Below are 17,861 nucleotides of genomic sequence, written 5' to 3' on the forward strand. Positions count from 1 at the left end.
CTTTTATTTGTCTGAGAAAAAGAGTGGTTTAAGTCAGAAAGATCCTCGACATTAAGAAACCGTTAACAATAAAAATAGTGGTGATATTTTGTTCTTATGAAGTCTAATATAGTTGTAGTAAGATTAATTTTTTAATTCTTCACTAGTATTAATCAAGGTCTATTGTTTTTTTTTTGCAGTCCCTGTATGGTCTTTTAAATACTTACAGCGTTATAAAAAGACCTGCAGTGATTGCATCAAAAGATCAGGAAGAATGGAAAGCAATCCTTTCATTGCGTTGGAAATCCTAAGAATGAAAGATGGAGTTTAGGTATAAACCTCCGATGGTAAAGCGGAAAAAGTTTATCAAAAAGATCTTTGCCAAAAACGAGAAAGACCTAAGGAAAGATATTTTGCTGCTCTCTCCAAAGGCCTAGTTTGATTAGCAGCAAATATAGCAATAATTAAATTATTATGAAAAATTTTTTTCTATTTGCAATGGTAGCTCTACTTTTGGGCTCTTGCCAAAATGATGATTCTACTGTAGATTCTTCTTTTTCAATGAAAGCTTCAGGTGCTGATTATGCTCATCCACCTACAGTACAAACCGTAAGCGGTGCTATTACCTCTAATACAACATGGACAAACGACAGAGTTTGGGAAATCGATGGTGTTATTACAGTAAAAAATGGCGCAAAATTAACTATTCAGGCAGGAACTTTTATTAAAGCAAAACCTTTGGCACCAGGAGTTGCTACAGGAGTTTTGGTAATTACTAAAACGGGACAAATTGATGCACAGGGAACTGCAGAATCTCCAATTGTTTTTACAAGTTATAACTTATTAGATGACAATGCTAATACTTCAGCTCTTCCGGGAGATTTTGGAGGAGTTGTTATTTTAGGAGATGCAGAGGTTAATACAGGTTCTGTAACTAACATTGTTGAAGGATTAGACGATCAGTCTAATTTCACTGAATTTTATTATGGAGGTTCAAACAACAACCACAATGCGGGAATCTTAAGTTATGTACGTATTGAATTTGCAGGACGTATTTTAGATACAGATGTTGAAATTAACGGTTTAACATTGGCTGGTGTTGGAAGCGGAACTACTGTTAACCATATTCAGGTATCTTATGGTAAAGATGATTCATTTGAATTTTTTGGAGGTAAAGTAAACGCTACTCATTTAGTTTCTTTTGCTGCAGATGATGACAACTTCGATTTCGATTTTGGTTACACAGGAAGCATCACAAAAGCTATCGCACTTGCAGACAGTAATTCAACTCACAGTTTAAGCGGAGGAAATCCTGATTCTAATGGTATTGAATTAGATAACAACGCTACCGGAACACTTACTACCATTATCACACGTCCGGTTATTTCTCAATTGTCTATTATTGGTGTAAGCTCTTCTACAGTTGCTGATTTGTATGAAAATGCCATTCACGTACGCAGAGCTGGTAACATCAGCCTTACAGATGTAACTGTAACGGGGTACAACACAGGAATTAGATGGGATTCACCTTCACTTCCATCAGGATCTTCTTACTTAAGAGTTTCAATCCACGGATTTGATAATGTTGCTCTTCCGGTAGGAACAACTTTAACAGGTTTTGGTACAACTACTTCTACTGTTGACCCGGCTACAAAATGGAGCTTAAACCAGCCTTTCTTTAATAATGGTGCTCTTAATTTTACAGGAACAACAGGAGCCTTTAAAACAGAATCTAACTGGACTAATACCTGGACAAAGTTTTCTAATTTCTAATTAGAAAAAAACAGCTTACTAATTAAATACTGCATGGGCAGAGAAATCTGCCCTTGTTTAAAATAAAAAACATGAAAAAAACACTACTTTTTTTTGCTTTTATAATGATTACAACGATATCATCTGCTCAATATACAATCTGGGAAGATGATTTTGATGATTCTAATGTTTCAGACTGGAATTTACTGGACAGAGATGGAAATGGAAGTAACTGGATGGCCAGAAAAAACATTCAGTTGGATGCGAGCACCGGAAGTGTAATTGACGGAACTATTGATGTTCTGGGAACCTATAATATTGATTTTAAAACAGGCGGACCGCTTGAAGGATTAGAAAACAATCTGGCCATCAGTCCGGTTTTGAATATTTCTTTTTACTCCGGAAAAATTAGTTTGACCATAAAAGCACAACCAAGTATTTACGACAGTAATCAGAATATTGCTATCTATGGTTCTACCTCTGCAGATCCCGCCTCTTTTAAACTTTTGCATACCATTACCCTGGAAAGAAATACTGTTGAAGATGCAGAATTTAAAAATTATACGGTAGATATTTCGCAGTTTGCCGGCAAAGCCGAAGTGTATCTGGCATTAGGAAATAATCTTTCAGGCCCTTTTATTGGTTACGAAATAGATAAAATTTCAGTAATGGCAGAAGCTTTATTAGGAACAACTGATAATACATTAAAATCATCCTTATGTTATTTAAAACAAAATCCTGTTCAGGATAATCTGGAGTTAGAAATAGCAGAAGAGTATAAAAATGAAGAAACAGTTTTAAAAATTTACAATACGAGCGGCGTTTTAATAAAAGAGTCTTCTTATAAGCCTGAAGGTTTATCTGTTAGTGATTTAATGCAGGGCATTTATTTCCTTTCTGCAAACAATAATGGAGCTTCCAAAAAAATAAAATTTATTAAAAAGTAATCTGATTTTCAAATCAAATTATGCAAACAAAAAAACAAACATGATGAATTTATTGCCAAAGTTATTCGTTTTTTTAATTTTAATTACTCTTGTAACATCTTGTTCTACGGATGAAAAACTGCCTTTTTACAGCAATGAAACCAATCAGCCGGGAAGAGTAACCATTAGCGGTTACAGTGCTTTAAATGATTCACTGCAGGTAAGGGTTAACGATAAAATTATTGAAATTAATAAAGACAAAAAAACGGCCTTCGTCAAAAAAATAGAAAAAGAGTATGACTTTGTATATTTCGGCAGTCAGGGAAAGACTATTTCTATACTAAACAAAAACACTAAGGCAGTACTACATACCTATCAGTTTAATGCACAAAAGGTTAAGGATACCATTTCCTTTTTTGCAAAAGATAACTTCTGGATTGATAATGTTTCGCGTATAAAGCCGGGTGTTTTAAGTAAAACGGCTAACAGTGGTTATAAATTTATTTTTCCCAATCAAAATTTGTATTCTAAAAATAGTTACACAGGTAATCTTGACGGAATTATACGCAAAATCAACGGGCAGGTTTTAGGAACCGTAGAAAATATAAATAAAGAAAAGTTTAGTTCTTTTATTGAATTTCCATTCAGCTCGCCTCCAACCATTTTAATGGAATTGGTAAAACACGGTACAACAGAATCGTATATCCCGGGACAAAAAGTAACGGTTATTATGACCATGTCTGTTAATAAATCAAAATTAATTGTACTGGAAGAAAAATTAGATGCAAATGGTAATTTTTCGGGTGTAGAAGGAACTTTAAACCTAACCGATTATTTCGTTTTTAAATAATAATAAATCTTCACTTGCGGGAATATAAAATCATTACTAACAATCAAAATCAATAAATGAAATATTCAACTATTTCTGTTTTATCGTTATTTCTTTTTTTATCTGTTTTTCTATTCTCTTGTTCAGATAATGATTCTCCCGCTCCGGTTTATGAAGCAGGCACAAATGAGTATGTTAATGAGTGGATGTACCAGCAGATGAAGAAATATTATCGCTGGAACAGCACGATGCCGGAAAAAGGCCGCTTAGATCTTTCTCCCAAAGAGTATTTTGCAGGTTTACTGCAAAAAGACGATCGATATTCGTATGCTATGCATCCGGAACAGCCGGAAACGGCACAGCAAAGTCTCAGACGTAAATTTGGATTCGAAGTTTCTTTTTTTGAATTTGAATCGAAATTTTATGGCGTAATTCTGTATGTATTAGAAGATTCTCCTGCCAAAAGAAATGGTTTAAAGAGAGGTCAGCTGATCACAAAAATAGAAGGAACAACACTGAACCAAAATAATTATGATGCATTATATACTAAAATGACCGCATCAACACAGCTGAATTTGCAGACCGTTTCTTATGCGGTACAATCAGGGTTTTCTAATGTAAAAGAAATTTCGATACTGCAGGGCTATAGCTTTTCGCAACCCATCAATTATACTATTATTGAAGCTAAAAGCAAAAAAGTTGGTTACGTCGAAATTTCTCATTTTGATGCCGGACAGGCGCAGGCGTATTTTCAGACTTTTCAGGAACTTAAAAATAAATCAATTACAGAACTTGTTGTAGATCTGCGGTACAATGGAGGAGGAGATATCGCAGCTGCAACAGCTTTAAGTATAATTCTGGCTCCTAATATTCAATCCAACACTCTTTTTATAAAATTTGAAGGAAATACGAATGGCGGAAATGTAGACCAATCCTTTAAACAGGCTTTAGAAAGCAATGAATCAAAAATAAGTTTTGATGCACTCCGCAATGCTCATCCATCCATAAACAGAGTCTATATTTTATGTGGTCAGCACACTGCATCTGCCTCAGAGCTTATTATAAATAATCTAAAACCTTATATGGAAGTTATAACCATTGGAAACAAGACCTTTGGTAAAGATGTAGCCGGTTTTCCGCTTATAGACGATAGAATATCAACTAAAAAAGGATGGACTTTGTATCCTGCCATATATAAATTATTTAATTCCAGACATGAAGGCAATTATTCAAAAGGAATTGATCCGCTCATTTCCTTAGATGAAATTCAGCAGCCGGAAGTTTTTCCTTTAGGAAACAGTTCTGAGGTTTTATTAGCCAAAGCTTTAAATTTTATTAACGGAAATACTGCTAAAAATAGTCTGGCAACAGCGAAGACGTTTCCTTTATCTGCAAATGAAGCAGACGCTGATTTCTTAATGACAATTCACTAATTCAAACACGATTTTTACTTCATTATGCAGGGTATCGATAAAAGAGAACATCGGAGAATGGAAGAGGTTTTTAATAAATATAAAAACAGTTACAGCAATTCTGTAATTAAACAAGAAGAGGATAATATCAAGATCTGTCAAAATATGGAAGAATTGGATGTCTTGTATAGCAGTTTTATGATTCTGCTGACTGAATTGCAAAGATGTGCCAGAAATTACGAACAGAAAAAAATAGTGACTCGAAGCATACTTCATAAAAATCTAAGAAAGTTGAATTCTGAAGCTTGCCGAAACAGATAAAGTAGAAAAATGCAGTAATTCCAATAGAAAGTAAAAGCCATGAGACTTTACACAGCCGGAGTGTTTGTGTATGTGACTCATGGTTTTATCTAAATAAAAAAATGATATTTCACCTGGTTAGCATGATAAAAACAATACTAAACTCTAACAGCGTTGGAATAGAATCAATTAGTTATTTTCGTTGGCTACTACTTTACTTGCGACAGAATTGACCGGCGAATAATTAAATTTTACTATGTTGAATTCATAGTTAAACTTGTCTAAATCGTTACACCCACAGTCTATTTTGTCAAATTGATCTTTGGTCGTTGAGGTGGCGGTAACATAAGTAAATGTAGTTACAGTTGTTCCTGTTAGTTCAACATAACCTACAACGCAAGTTAAAATGCCAATCGTTTCTGCTGTTACCCGTTTTGCATCTTCTTGTATAATTTTCATATATCGTAATAGATTTGATTCCAGGTATTTTAGTTTATCATTCGAAATCCCTAGTACATCTTCAAAGAATTGTAAATTCACGGCAGAGGGTGTACCGCTATACGATTTTGTACTGGAGTATGCTGATGTTTCCCCCATTCCATTTATAGTTATCATAGCGTTCTGCATTTCGGTGCCGTCTACCAGATACAATCCTCCAATAAAAGGTGTTGTATGGCATGTTTTTTTTAGAGCGGCTTTTATTTCAACGAATAATGCGAGCGCATTCTTAAATGTTTCCAGAATGATTGTTTCTGTTTTGTTATCTGTGTCCTTTGACAGCGATGCCAGCAATAAATTTTCATTACAGGTGTGCAGCCACGCGCCATCAGGGGTGGGCGTAATGCAATATGGTATAGATTTGTTCATGGGTATGTTTTTTTGTTGTGTACGAAAAGGTCCTTATTGTAATTTAAAAACTTGTTCGAAAACTGTTTTTTCTATTGCAGCAAAAACAAATTTGGCCATTTTATGCACTCTTTTCCATTGAATAGAGTAAGTATTCCTTTCAAAGAAGTGCATAAACTGACACAAATTAATTTCTCTTTACGAAACAGGAGTTCCGAAAAAGTTTTGTTGTTGAACTAAAGAGGTTCTACATAGGAATAACCAACTTTTGTATAGTCTACATTATAAGAAAATTTGGTTGAATCACTAGAGCATTTATGTTTGATCAATACAGCAGCAGAAGAAGCTTTTGAAACTGCATATACAACAGACGTTGTAGGTATATTCAGACCAGGTACTAAGGATAGAAGAGTGATAGTGGTACCAAAGTTCTCAGCTGTTGTGTTACCCGCAGCCGCAGCCTGAGTTGCCGCCATCGCTCTATTAAGATAGTCGCGCATTGGGTTTACTGAACCACCCACACCTGATAGGATATCGTTGAAGAGCTGTTCATTTGCCTGCTGTATAGTACCATTACCAATTAATGCTCTTTGTACTACATTAGTTTGTGACATTCCTCTTATGGAATTCAAAGCTTTTACCATAGCATCTTGATTTAGGGTATAAAGACCATCCACCACTGTTTGCCCCGAAGTTGCCTTTACAGCATCTTTTATTTTGTTTGGAACTTGCAAGGCTCGTAAGAAGGCATTTCCCATTATTCGGTTTTGCTCATCAGTCCATATGTCTAGTTTATAATAAAAGATGTAATCAGTTCCTTCTGTGTGTATCCATGTACCGTCATTAGTAACACCACGTGTTTCACGTATAACATAATCATGTTGCTCGAATTGGTTATTATCAATAATAGTGCTCATTTTTTTTTGTTTTTGGGGTTGCAATCATTGCTACAAGAATTTATCACTACCTGTAACAACTAACCTCAGACCACCAGACTTTCTGGCATTTCTAAGGTATTTGTCTTACTCATGAGGCTTTTCAGTTTCCGCCCCTGTAATAAAAACCTCTACAGGAAGGTTTGTTTAAGTGGGTAATGCAGCATTGTTTTTTTCTACTAATAAACGAATTAAGCAAGACCATAAATCCGTGTTTTTTTATTTTACTTTTTAGAATATCGTATTCTAATTACGCTTGGTATTGTAAAAATTAGCTTACTGATAGTTTTTTGTTTTGTAATATTACTCTTCAAAATTACTTTTTTATAAAATCATGAGATAGCGTATAAATACTTGATTTTTAATAAATTAGTATTTTTTTTCTGTTTGTAAGGCCAATCAACAGTTTATGCTAAAAATAGGTTGAAACAAAAAGTCCTGATTTTCATCGGGACTTTTCCTTTTGCGGCAAAAATGATATCTCTTTCAATGCGCTGTTGTAATGTATTTCGAACTTCTTAAAATCAAAAGAACTTAACAGGGCGCTTTCATTAAAATGAAGCAGAGTGAATTATGGATGGTTGGTCTCTTACGAGGGAAGTCCGTAATTTTTATGTGAAAAATCCGTAATTTTTAGGTAAATGTTATTGCTATTTTGGTGAAAAATCTGTCATCTTTTGATTTAGACATAAGGGATGGCAAATAAGAAGGATTAAAAAAGGATAACATAGAAAAATTTAGTCTTGTAACATCCTTAGTGCTTGTTAAATAAGCATTAGAAAGGAATACTGGTTCGGATTAAAACACACGAATGTGAAATTTATGGATAGAAACATAGAATCAAAGAATATTTATTTAGTTTCAAAATATTGGAAGAAAAAAATATTGAACAGAGAAAAAGTGCTTGGGTTGCAACAGCAACAAAATAGTCTTCCTTGTATTACTATTAAGGCCCAAGAACTAGATTATTTTAATAGACTTACCAATAAAAACGAAATAGCTCAATATACAGTTATAAGTGCGATCTATTCTTTTTTGTTAAAGAAACTGATCCATGAATTTGATGGTTATCTGGTGTCAAACTATAAAGAGCAAGACAATTCTTTACTTCTGTCATTTCCTGTAGATTTAAAAATTTCATTTAAAGAATATCTTCAAAAAGTAAAGCTTGAAATTTTAGAGACCTTAAAAAATTCCGATTATAATAATGCTCTTATAGCTGAAAAAACAAATGTTGATGATTTAAGTCTTTTATCTCATTACGGTATAAATTTCAATTCAGCCTCTAAGTTAGATTGTAACGGTATTTTGTTTCATGTAAAAATAGAGGATACTATAGAAATTCACGCTTCTTATTTAGAAGGTTTTGTAAAGCAAACCATAGTGGAATATCTGGTTCAGCATTTGAATTATTTTATCGTTAATTTAGAGCAGAATGTAGCGTTTAATTTATCAGAATATCCACTACTATCCCCAAAAGAGAAGCACCAAGTAGTAGTAGATTTTAATGATACTAATGTAGCTTATCCGAAAGATAAAACAATAGTAGATTTATTTGAAGAGCAAGCAGCAAAAACACCAAATAATGTTGCTGTTGTATTTGGAGCAACAGAATTAACTTATAGCGCATTAAACGAAAAGGCAAACCAGCTGGCCCATTATATTTCTTCAAAACATACTGTAAATAACGGAGATATAATTGGAGTGTTCCTGCCTAAATCAGATACAGGAATCATTTCGTTATTGGCAATAGTAAAGCTAGGCGCAGTTTATCTGCCTATAGACACCAATTATCCTCAGGAAAGAATAGATTATTTAATAAAAGACAGTGGTTTAAAATTGTTAATTGTTAATGATGCCACTTTAGCTATTGATAATTGCGAAACAATAGCTATTGAATCAATCCATTTTGATACTAGTAGCAGTGATACTATCAATGCAGTCATTTCATCCGAAGATTTAGCTTATGTAATTTATACTTCAGGTTCTACAGGGCATCCAAAAGGGGTAATGGTAGAACATCAGAGTGTTCTAAATATGGCATTAGATCAAATCAGATCTTTTGAAATTTCCGAAAGCGATACAATCGCATGGTTTGCTTCGGTTTCTTTTGACGCTTCTATATCGGAGATTCTGATGAGTTTGTTTAGTGGTGCGACGCTATCTATTCCGACAGAAGAAATAATTAAAGACCAGAATCAGTTTATAAACTTTTTAAAAGATACAAAAGTATCAGTTGTAACTTTTCCTCCAAGCTATTTAGGATTATTGACAGAGAATGATATTTCTGGACTAAGATGTATCATTACAGCCGGTGAATCTGCTAATCCGGGTAAAGCAAAAGCAATTGTAAAATCAGGAATTGATTATTATAATGCATACGGGCCTACAGAATGTGCTGTTTGCGTATCGATATACGAAGTAAAAAAAGATTTTGATAAGTCTATTATTCCAATTGGCAAACCAATCTCCAATACTCAGGTGTACATCTTAGACGAAGCCTTACAACTGCTGCCAATAGGAGTTACAGGAAAGCTGTACGTATCAGGAGCGGGTGTTACCAGAGGGTATTTGAATAAACCTGAACTTACAGCAGAAAAATTTATATCGAATCCTTTTATCGAAGGATCCCGAATGTATGATACAGGAGATTTTGGCTGTTGGCTGCCAGATGGTACCATTGAATTTTTAGGAAGAAAAGACCATCAGGTCAAAATTCGCGGCTACAGGATCGAACTGGGGGAGATAGAGAATGCCATTTTAGAATCTTCAGAAAATCTCCAACAAGTTGTTGTAGAAGTAAAAGAGCACCAGCAGGAGAAAGTTTTAGTGGCCTATCTGGTGGCAAAAAACAGCATTGATAAATCAGAACTGCGAGGTTTTCTACAAGAGCGTCTGCCGGATTATATGATTCCGGGTTTCTATGTGGTGTTGGATGCTTTACCCTTAACCCCAAATGGCAAAATAGACCGTAAATCGCTGCCGGCTGTTGAGGGAGAAGACTTCATACGAAAAACATATGTCGCTCCAAAAAACGACATTGAAAACAAACTAGCAATTATCTGGCAGGAAGTACTGGGAATTGATACCATCGGAACAACCGACAATTTCTTTGAACTGGGCGGACATAGTCTGATCATTTCTCAGGTAATCAACAGAATCCATAAACAATTAGGCAAGACCGTATCCTTTAAAATATTTTTTGCCAACCCTACAATCGAAGGACTAAGCAAACAATTGCAAAAAAATGAATATAGCGCCATCACCAAAGCACCGGAAGCAGCATCCTATCCATTGACCGCGTCCCAAAGCAGATTATGGACCTTGAGTCAGTTAGAAGGTGGCTCCTTAGCTTATAATATGCCAGCTGTAGTTAAACTAACAGGAATTGTTGCCATTCATAAACTTGAAGAATCGTTTAGACGATTAATTCATCGCCATGAAATTTTAAGAACCTGTTTTAAAACAAACGATGAGGGAGAAGTCCGTCAACATATACTACCTGCAGCACAAGTGCACTTTGCAATCACAGAGAAAGATTATAGTTCAGTTGAAAATCAGGAAGGAGAAATTGCGGCTTATTTGCAAAATCAAAACAACGAACCTTTCGATTTAGAACAGGCACCACTGGTAAGAGCCTCTTTAATCAGGTTAAAAGAGAACGAATATCTATTTTTTCTATCCCTGCATCATATAATTGGGGACGGATGGTCAATAGAAATACTACTATCAGAAGTCATAAAAACCTATAACGCACTCACACAAGGAAAAGCAATTGACTTGCCGGAACTAAGTCTGCACTATAAAGATTATACCCTGTGGCTAAATGAGCAGCTCAATCAGGAGAGACAGCAGGCATCAGAGCAATATTGGCTGCAGCAGTTTCAAGGAGAATTACCCGTTTTGGACTTGCCAAGCTTTAAAACACGCCCATTAATTAAGACCTATAACGGACATAATCTCACGCATCACTATTCAAAAGCATTTTTAGAGAAACTAAAAACATTTTCAAAACAACAGGATGTCACCTTATTCATGACCCTAATGGCAGGGATCAATACCCTGTTGCATAAATACACCGCTCAGGATGATATCATCATTGGAACCCCAATAGCAGGAAGAGAACATCCGGACCTGGAGAATCAATTGGGATTATATTTGAACACCCTTGCCATACGCACTAAACTGAACGAAAAAAGCAGCTTCTTAGATTTAGTAGTACTGCAAAAAGAAACCTTGTTAGGCGCTTACGATCATCAAAATTATCCTTTTGATGCACTGGTAGGGAAATTGAATCTAAAGAGAGACACCAGTCGTTCTGCTTTATTTGATGTCCTGGTCGTATTACAAAACCAGGGACAGTTAAACAATCTCAATAACGAAGAACTGATAAACTTCGAAATAAGCGATTACGATTTTAAGAGTAAAACAGCTCAGCTTGACATGAGCTTCACCTTCGTTGAAACAGAAGGATTAAACCTTAGAATTGATTACAACACCGATATTTATGAAGAGAGTCTCATCGAAAGAATCTTTCTTCATTTTGAAAACCTGCTTACAGCATCAATAGAACAGCCGGAAAAAAATATCCGGGAAATACATTATTTAACCGAAAAAGAAAAGCACCAACTACTGGCTGATTTTAACAACACAACAGTAGCTTATCCGAAAGATAAAACCATAGTAGACCTATTTGAAGAACAAGCAGCAAGAACCCCAAATACCATTGCAGTGGTATTTGAAGAAACCGAATTGACCTATCAGAAACTTAATCAAAGCGCCAATCAATTAGCCAATTATTTAAGAGAAAATTATTCCATTGAACCGAACGATTTAGTTGGACTCAAATTGGAAAGAAACGAGAAAATGATAGTCGCAATGTTAGGGATATTGAAATCCGGAGCAGCCTATGTGCCCATAGATATCCATTATCCCGAAGATCGAATAGCCTATATCGAAAAAGACAGTAACAGTAAAGTCATTATAGACGAAGCAGCATTAGAAAGATTAAGTGAAATTCAGGAGCAATATGCAAAAGAGAACTTAGAAAAAATCCATACCTCTCAAGACTTAGCCTACGTCATTTATACCTCAGGAACCACAGGTAATCCAAAGGGAGTGATGGTAGAACACCGCAATGCCTTTGAATTGATTAACTGGTCTGACCTGGAGTTTGATGCGTCAAAATTTGAAGTGATGTACGCCGTAACATCCTATTGTTTTGATTTATCGATTTATGAAATTTTCTATCCCTTATCGATCGGAAAAAAAATAAGAGTTCTAAAAAACGCCTTAGACATCAAAAAACATATCCATAAAGAGCACAAAATCTTATTAAACACAGTTCCTTCCGTCGTTAGAAAATTAATAGAAGAGAACACAGATTTAAACAACGTATCCTTTATCAATATGGCAGGAGAAATAGTGCCTGTTGATATTGTTTCCAAACTTCAAGCAGAAAAAGCAGAAGTTAGAAACTTATACGGTCCGTCAGAAGACACCACCTACAGTACCAATTATGTCATACAAAATCAGGAATACAGATCAATTCCAATTGGCAAACCGATCTCCAATACCCAGGTGTACATCTTAGACGAAGCCTTGCAGCTGCTGCCAATAGGAGTTACAGGAAAGCTGTACGTATCAGGCGCAGGTGTTACCAGAGGGTATTTGAATAAACCAGAACTTACAGCAGAAAAATTTATATCGAACCCTTTTATGGAAGGATCCCGAATGTATGATACGGGTGATTTTGGCTGTTGGCTGCCTGATGGTACCATTGAATTTTTAGGAAGAAAAGACCATCAGGTCAAAATTCGCGGCTACAGGATCGAACTGGGCGAGATAGAGAATGCCATTTTAGAATCTTCAGAAAATCTCCAACAAGTTGTTGTAGAAGTAAAAGAGCACCAGCAGGAGAAAGTTTTAGTGGCCTATCTGGTGGCAAAAAACAGCATTGATATATCGGAACTGCGAGGTTTTCTGCAAGAGCGTCTTCCGGATTATATGATTCCGGGTTTCTATGTAGCGCTGGATGCTTTACCCTTAACCCCAAATGGCAAAATAGACCGTAAATCGCTGCCGGCTGTGGAGGGAGAAGACTTCATACGGAAAACATATGTCGCGCCAAAAAATGATATTGAAAACAAATTAGCAATTATCTGGCAGGAAGTACTGGGAATTGATACCATCGGAACAACAGACAATTTCTTTGAACTGGGCGGACATAGTCTGATCATTTCTCAGGTAATCAACAGAATCCATAAACAATTAGGCAAAACCGTATCCTTTAAAACATTTTTTTCAAACCCTACAATCGAAGGACTAAGCAAACAATTGCAAAAAAATGAATATAGTGCCATTACCAAAGCACCTGAAGCAGCATCCTATCCATTGACTGCCTCCCAAAGCAGATTATGGACCTTGAGCCAGTTAGAAGGCGGCTCCTTGGCCTATAATATGCCCGGTGTAGTCAGGTTAACAGGACAGGTTAATGTCAATACATTCGAAGAATCGTTTAGACGATTAATTCATCGCCATGAAATTTTAAGAACCTGTTTTAAAACAAACGATGAGGGCGAAGTCCGTCAACACATACTACCTGCAGCACAAGTAAACTTTACCATCACAGAGAAAGATTATAGTTCAGTTGAAAATCAGGAAGGAGAAATTGCGGCTTATTTGCAAAATCAAAACAACGAACCTTTCGATTTAGAACAGGCACCACTTGTAAGAGCCTCTTTAATTAAACTAAAAGAGAACCAATATGTATTTTTTCTATCCCTGCATCATATAATTGGAGACGGATGGTCAATAGAAATACTACTATCAGAAGTCATAAAAACCTATAACGCACTCACACAAGGAAAAGCAATTGACTTGCCGGAACTAAGCCTGCACTATAAAGATTATACCCTGTGGCTAAATGAGCAGCTCAATCAGGAGAGACAGCAGGCATCAGAGCAATATTGGCTGCAACAGTTTCAAGGAGAATTACCCGTTTTGGACTTGCCAAGCTTTAAAACACGCCCATTAGTGAAGACCTATAACGGACATAATCTCACGCATCACTATTCAAAAGCATTTTTAGAGAAACTAAAAACATTTTCAAAACAACAGGATGTCACCTTATTCATGACCCTAATGGCAGGGATCAATGCCTTGTTGCATAAATACACCGCTCAGGATGATATCATCATTGGAACCCCAATAGCAGGAAGAGAACATCCGGACCTGGAGAACCAGTTAGGATTGTATCTGAACACCCTTGCCATACGCACTAAACTGAACGAAAAAAGCAGCTTCTTAGATTTAGTAGCCCTGCAAAAAGAAACCTTGTTAGGCGCTTACGATCATCAAAATTATTCTTTTGATGCACTGGTAGGGAAATTGAATCTAAAGAGAGACACCAGCCGTTCTGCTTTATTTGATGTCTTGGTCGTATTACAAAACCAGGGACAGTTAAACAATCTCAATAACGAAGAACTAATAAACTTCGAAATAAGCGATTACGATTTTAAGAGTAAAACAGCTCAGCTTGACATGAGCTTCACCTTCGTTGAAACAGAAGGATTAAACCTTAGAATTGATTACAACACCGATATTTATGAAGAGAGTCTCATCGAAAGAATCTTTCTTCATTTTGAAAACCTGCTTACCGCATCAATAGAACAACCGGAAAAAAATATCCGGGAAATACATTATTTAAGCGAAAAAGAAAAGCACCAACTACTAGCTGATTTTAACAACACAGCAGTAGCGTATCCGAAAAATAAAACCATAGTAGACCTATTTGAAGAACAAACAGCGAGAACCCCAAATACCATTGCTGTGGTATTTGAAGAAATCCAATTGACCTATCAGGAACTTAATGAGAGCGCCAATCAACTCGCCAATTATTTAAGAGAAAACTATTCCATTGAACCGAACGATTTAGTTGGACTCAAATTGGAAAGAAACGAGAAAATGATTGTCGCAATGTTAGGCATATTGAAATCCGGAGCAGCCTATGTGCCCATAGATATCCATTATCCCGAAGATCGAATAGCCTATATCGAAAAAGACAGTAACAGTAAAGTCATTATCGACGAAGCAGCATTAGAAAGCTTCAGTGAAATTCAGGAGCAATATGCAAAAGAGAACTTAGAAAAAATCCATACAACTCAAGACTTAGCCTACGTCATTTATACCTCAGGAACCACAGGTAATCCAAAGGGAGTGATGGTAGAACACCGCAATGCCTTTGAATTGATTAACTGGTCTGACTTGGAGTTTGATTCTTCAAAATTTGAAGTGATGTACGCCGTAACATCCTATTGTTTTGATTTATCGATTTATGAAATCTTCTATCCCTTATCGATCGGGAAAAAAATAAGAGTTCTAAAAAACGCCTTAGACATCAAAAACTATATCCATAAAGAGAACAAAATCTTATTAAACACAGTTCCTTCCGTCGTTAGAAAATTAATAGAAGAGAACACAGATTTAAACAACGTATCCTTTATCAATATGGCAGGAGAAATAGTGCCAGTTGATATTGTTTCCAAACTTCAAACAGAAAAAGCAGAAGTTAGAAACTTATACGGCCCGTCAGAAGACACCACCTACAGTACTAATTATGTCATACAAAATCAGGAATACAGATCAATTCCAATTGGCAAACCGATCTCCAATACTCAGGTATATATCTTAGACGAAGCCTTACAGCTGCTGCCAATAGGAGTTACAGGAAAGCTGTACGTATCAGGAGCAGGTGTTACCAGAGGGTATTTGAATAAACCAGAACTTACAGCAGAAAAATTTATATCGAATCCTTTTATCGAAGGATCCCGAATGTATGATACAGGAGATTTTGGCTGTTGGCTGGCTGACGGTACCATTGAATTTTTAGGAAGAAAAGACCATCAGGTCAAAATTCGTGGCTACAGGATCGAACTGGGCGAGATAGAGAATGCCATTTTAGAATCTTCAGAAAATCTCCAACAAGTTGTTGTAGAAGTAAAAGAACACCATCAGGAGAAAGTATTAGTGGCTTATCTGGTGGCAAAATCCCATATTGATAAATCAGAACTGCGAGGTTTTCTACAAGAGCGTCTGCCGGATTATATGATTCCGGGTTTCTATGTCGCCTTAGACTCTTTACCCTTAACGCCAAACGGTAAAATCGATCGTAAAGCTTTGCCGAATGTTGAGGGAGAAGACTTCATACGGAAAACATATGTCGCCCCAAAAAATGATATTGAAAACAAACTAGCCGTTATCTGGCAGGAAGTACTGGGAATTGATACCATCGGAACAACCGACAATTTCTTTGAATTGGGCGGACATAGTCTGAAAGCCATAAAAGTCATTAATAGGATAAAAACAGAAATAGGCTCTGGAATAGAAGTTTCGGACATCTTTAAATACCCTACAATCTCCTCACAGGGGGGGCGTCTCGATGTAGCCTTCAAAAAAGTGTATTCACCAATCGTTTCGATTCCTAAACAAGATTTTTATGAGATGTCTGATATGCAAAAGAGACTTTGGATTATTTCAAGCATGGAAGAACAGGCAGTTTATAACATTCCTTTCGCCTGCATCTTATCAGGATCTCTAAATGTAGAGACGTTTAATGAGTCTGTAAAAAGATTAATCCAAAGGCATGAAAGCTTAAGGACCAGGTTTGTTTTTTTTGAAGGAGAGCCTAAACAGCAGATCATAGCACCCGAAAACTTAGAGGAGAATCTGATCCATTTTATTAACCTGTCGGAAGAATTCAATAAGGAAGAGATTGCAGAGACCCTTACCCGTCAGGAATTAACGCTCTCTTTTGATCTGAAAAAAGGGCTGCCTTTAAGAATAAACATAATCAAACTAAGCGATAACGAACACATTCTAAACATCACATTAAACCATATGGCTGCAGACGGCTGGTCTCTAAAAATACTTTTTGAGGAACTCATCAGGTATTATGACAGTCTGGTGAAAGGGGAAGATATTTCTTTACCACCATTGCGAATTCAGTATAAAGACTATGTATCCTGGAAAAAGAATGATGAGGAACAACTGGCTAAAGACCAGAAGAGCAAAGAATTTTGGCTGCGGCAGTTGCAGGGAGAACTACCGGTATCTAATCTTCCGGCAGACTATCCGCGCAAGAGTACGGTTAAAAATTATGCAGGTGGAAATGTTTATTTAGAACTCTCTAAGGAACTGACCGCAAGTATAGAAAAACTGGTAATCACGAAAAACTCAACGCTTTTCTCTTTCCTACTATCGGTATTAAACATAGCTATTTTTAGGTATACAAGGAATCAGGACATAATTGTCGGCACAGTTGTTTCAGGAAGAGACATGCTCGAATTGGAAGAACAAATTGGGCTTTATATCAACACTATAGCCATCCGGAATATATTCGATCAGGATATTGATTTTACGGCACTGTACGAACAGGTACACCTTAATAATCTTCAAGTTTTTGAACATCAGAACTATTCTCTCGATTCGCTGATAGACGAATTGTCCTTCAAAAACGACGCCTTAAAAACAGCTTCAATGTTTAATATAATGTTAGCGGTACAGAATTTTGACATTATCAAAAATAGAGAAGTAGAGGGATTAGAAATTATTTCTTATGACGGTAAGTACTCGGAAGGAATAAGTAAATATGATCTGACTCTCGACGCGATGGTACAGGACAACAATACCATGCTGATTAACTTCGAATTTAATTCCGGTTTATTCAAGCCCGCTACCATTAAGGCATTTTCTAATTCATTTATACAAATTATGGAACAGGTGCTGCGTAGCCCCGATATAAAAATTTCAGAAATAAATTTATCCAATACAATCAAGTCAGAACCTGAAAAAGTTAGTAAAAAAATAAGTTTTAATTTTTAAA

7 protein-coding genes are annotated in these 17,861 nt (G+C 36.1%); 5 read left to right on the forward strand and 2 right to left on the reverse strand.

All coding sequences use genetic code 11. From position 1 onward, the window contains the following. Window positions 1-453 precede the first annotated feature (453 nt). The 4 genes from B0A80_RS08740 (at window position 454) to B0A80_RS08755 (ending at window position 4,919) form a co-directional block, all read left to right on the forward strand. Window positions 454-1,752: a hypothetical protein gene (locus tag B0A80_RS08740; protein WP_089077041.1), complete on the forward strand. Its 1,299-nt coding sequence runs from the start codon at window positions 454-456 to the stop codon at window positions 1,750-1,752. Window positions 1,753-1,823: 71 nt separating this feature from the next. Beyond that, complete coding sequence (locus B0A80_RS08745; protein ID WP_089077042.1) at window positions 1,824-2,678, forward strand: T9SS type A sorting domain-containing protein; 855 nt, start codon at window positions 1,824-1,826, stop codon at window positions 2,676-2,678. A 40-nt stretch (window positions 2,679-2,718) separates the two neighbouring features. Beyond that, window positions 2,719-3,507 (forward strand): hypothetical protein, encoded by a 789-nt coding sequence (locus tag B0A80_RS08750; protein WP_233430732.1) that lies wholly within the window; start codon window positions 2,719-2,721, stop codon window positions 3,505-3,507. Between the two features lie 56 nt (window positions 3,508-3,563). Continuing rightward, on the forward strand, window positions 3,564-4,919 hold the full coding sequence (locus B0A80_RS08755; protein ID WP_089077044.1) for a S41 family peptidase: 1,356 nt from the start codon (window positions 3,564-3,566) through the stop codon (window positions 4,917-4,919). Between the two features lie 468 nt (window positions 4,920-5,387). On the opposite strand, the gene B0A80_RS08765 is transcribed toward B0A80_RS08755, so the two are convergent. Then, window positions 5,388-6,065 carry a hypothetical protein gene (locus tag B0A80_RS08765; protein ID WP_089077045.1) on the reverse strand — a complete coding sequence of 226 codons (678 nt, stop codon included), beginning with the start codon at window positions 6,063-6,065 and terminating at the stop codon, window positions 5,388-5,390. 215 nt (window positions 6,066-6,280) lie between these two features. After that, complete coding sequence (locus B0A80_RS08770; protein ID WP_123923562.1) at window positions 6,281-6,802, reverse strand: hypothetical protein; 522 nt, start codon at window positions 6,800-6,802, stop codon at window positions 6,281-6,283. Between the two features lie 999 nt (window positions 6,803-7,801). On the opposite strand from B0A80_RS08770, the gene B0A80_RS08775 reads away from it, so the two are divergent. Beyond that, complete coding sequence (locus B0A80_RS08775) at window positions 7,802-17,860, forward strand: non-ribosomal peptide synthetase (RefSeq protein ID WP_089077046.1); 10,059 nt, start codon at window positions 7,802-7,804, stop codon at window positions 17,858-17,860. The last annotated feature ends 1 nt before the right edge of the window (window position 17,861 follow it).

It is taken from the genome of Flavobacterium tructae, assembly GCF_002217475.1.
Lineage (GTDB): Bacteria > Bacteroidota > Bacteroidia > Flavobacteriales > Flavobacteriaceae > Flavobacterium > Flavobacterium tructae.

Coding starts and splice junctions, on each gene's coding strand:
- B0A80_RS08740 (WP_089077041.1), top strand. CDS start 454: ATGAAAAATTTTTTTCTATTTGCAATGGTAGCTCTACTTTTGGGCTCT.
- B0A80_RS08745 (WP_089077042.1), top strand. CDS start 1,824: ATGAAAAAAACACTACTTTTTTTTGCTTTTATAATGATTACAACGATA.
- B0A80_RS08750 (WP_233430732.1), top strand. CDS start 2,719: ATGATGAATTTATTGCCAAAGTTATTCGTTTTTTTAATTTTAATTACT.
- B0A80_RS08755 (WP_089077044.1), top strand. CDS start 3,564: ATGAAATATTCAACTATTTCTGTTTTATCGTTATTTCTTTTTTTATCT.
- B0A80_RS08765 (WP_089077045.1), bottom strand. CDS start 6,065: ATGAACAAATCTATACCATATTGCATTACGCCCACCCCTGATGGCGCG.
- B0A80_RS08770 (WP_123923562.1), bottom strand. CDS start 6,802: ATGGGAAATGCCTTCTTACGAGCCTTGCAAGTTCCAAACAAAATAAAA.
- B0A80_RS08775 (WP_089077046.1), top strand. CDS start 7,802: ATGGATAGAAACATAGAATCAAAGAATATTTATTTAGTTTCAAAATAT.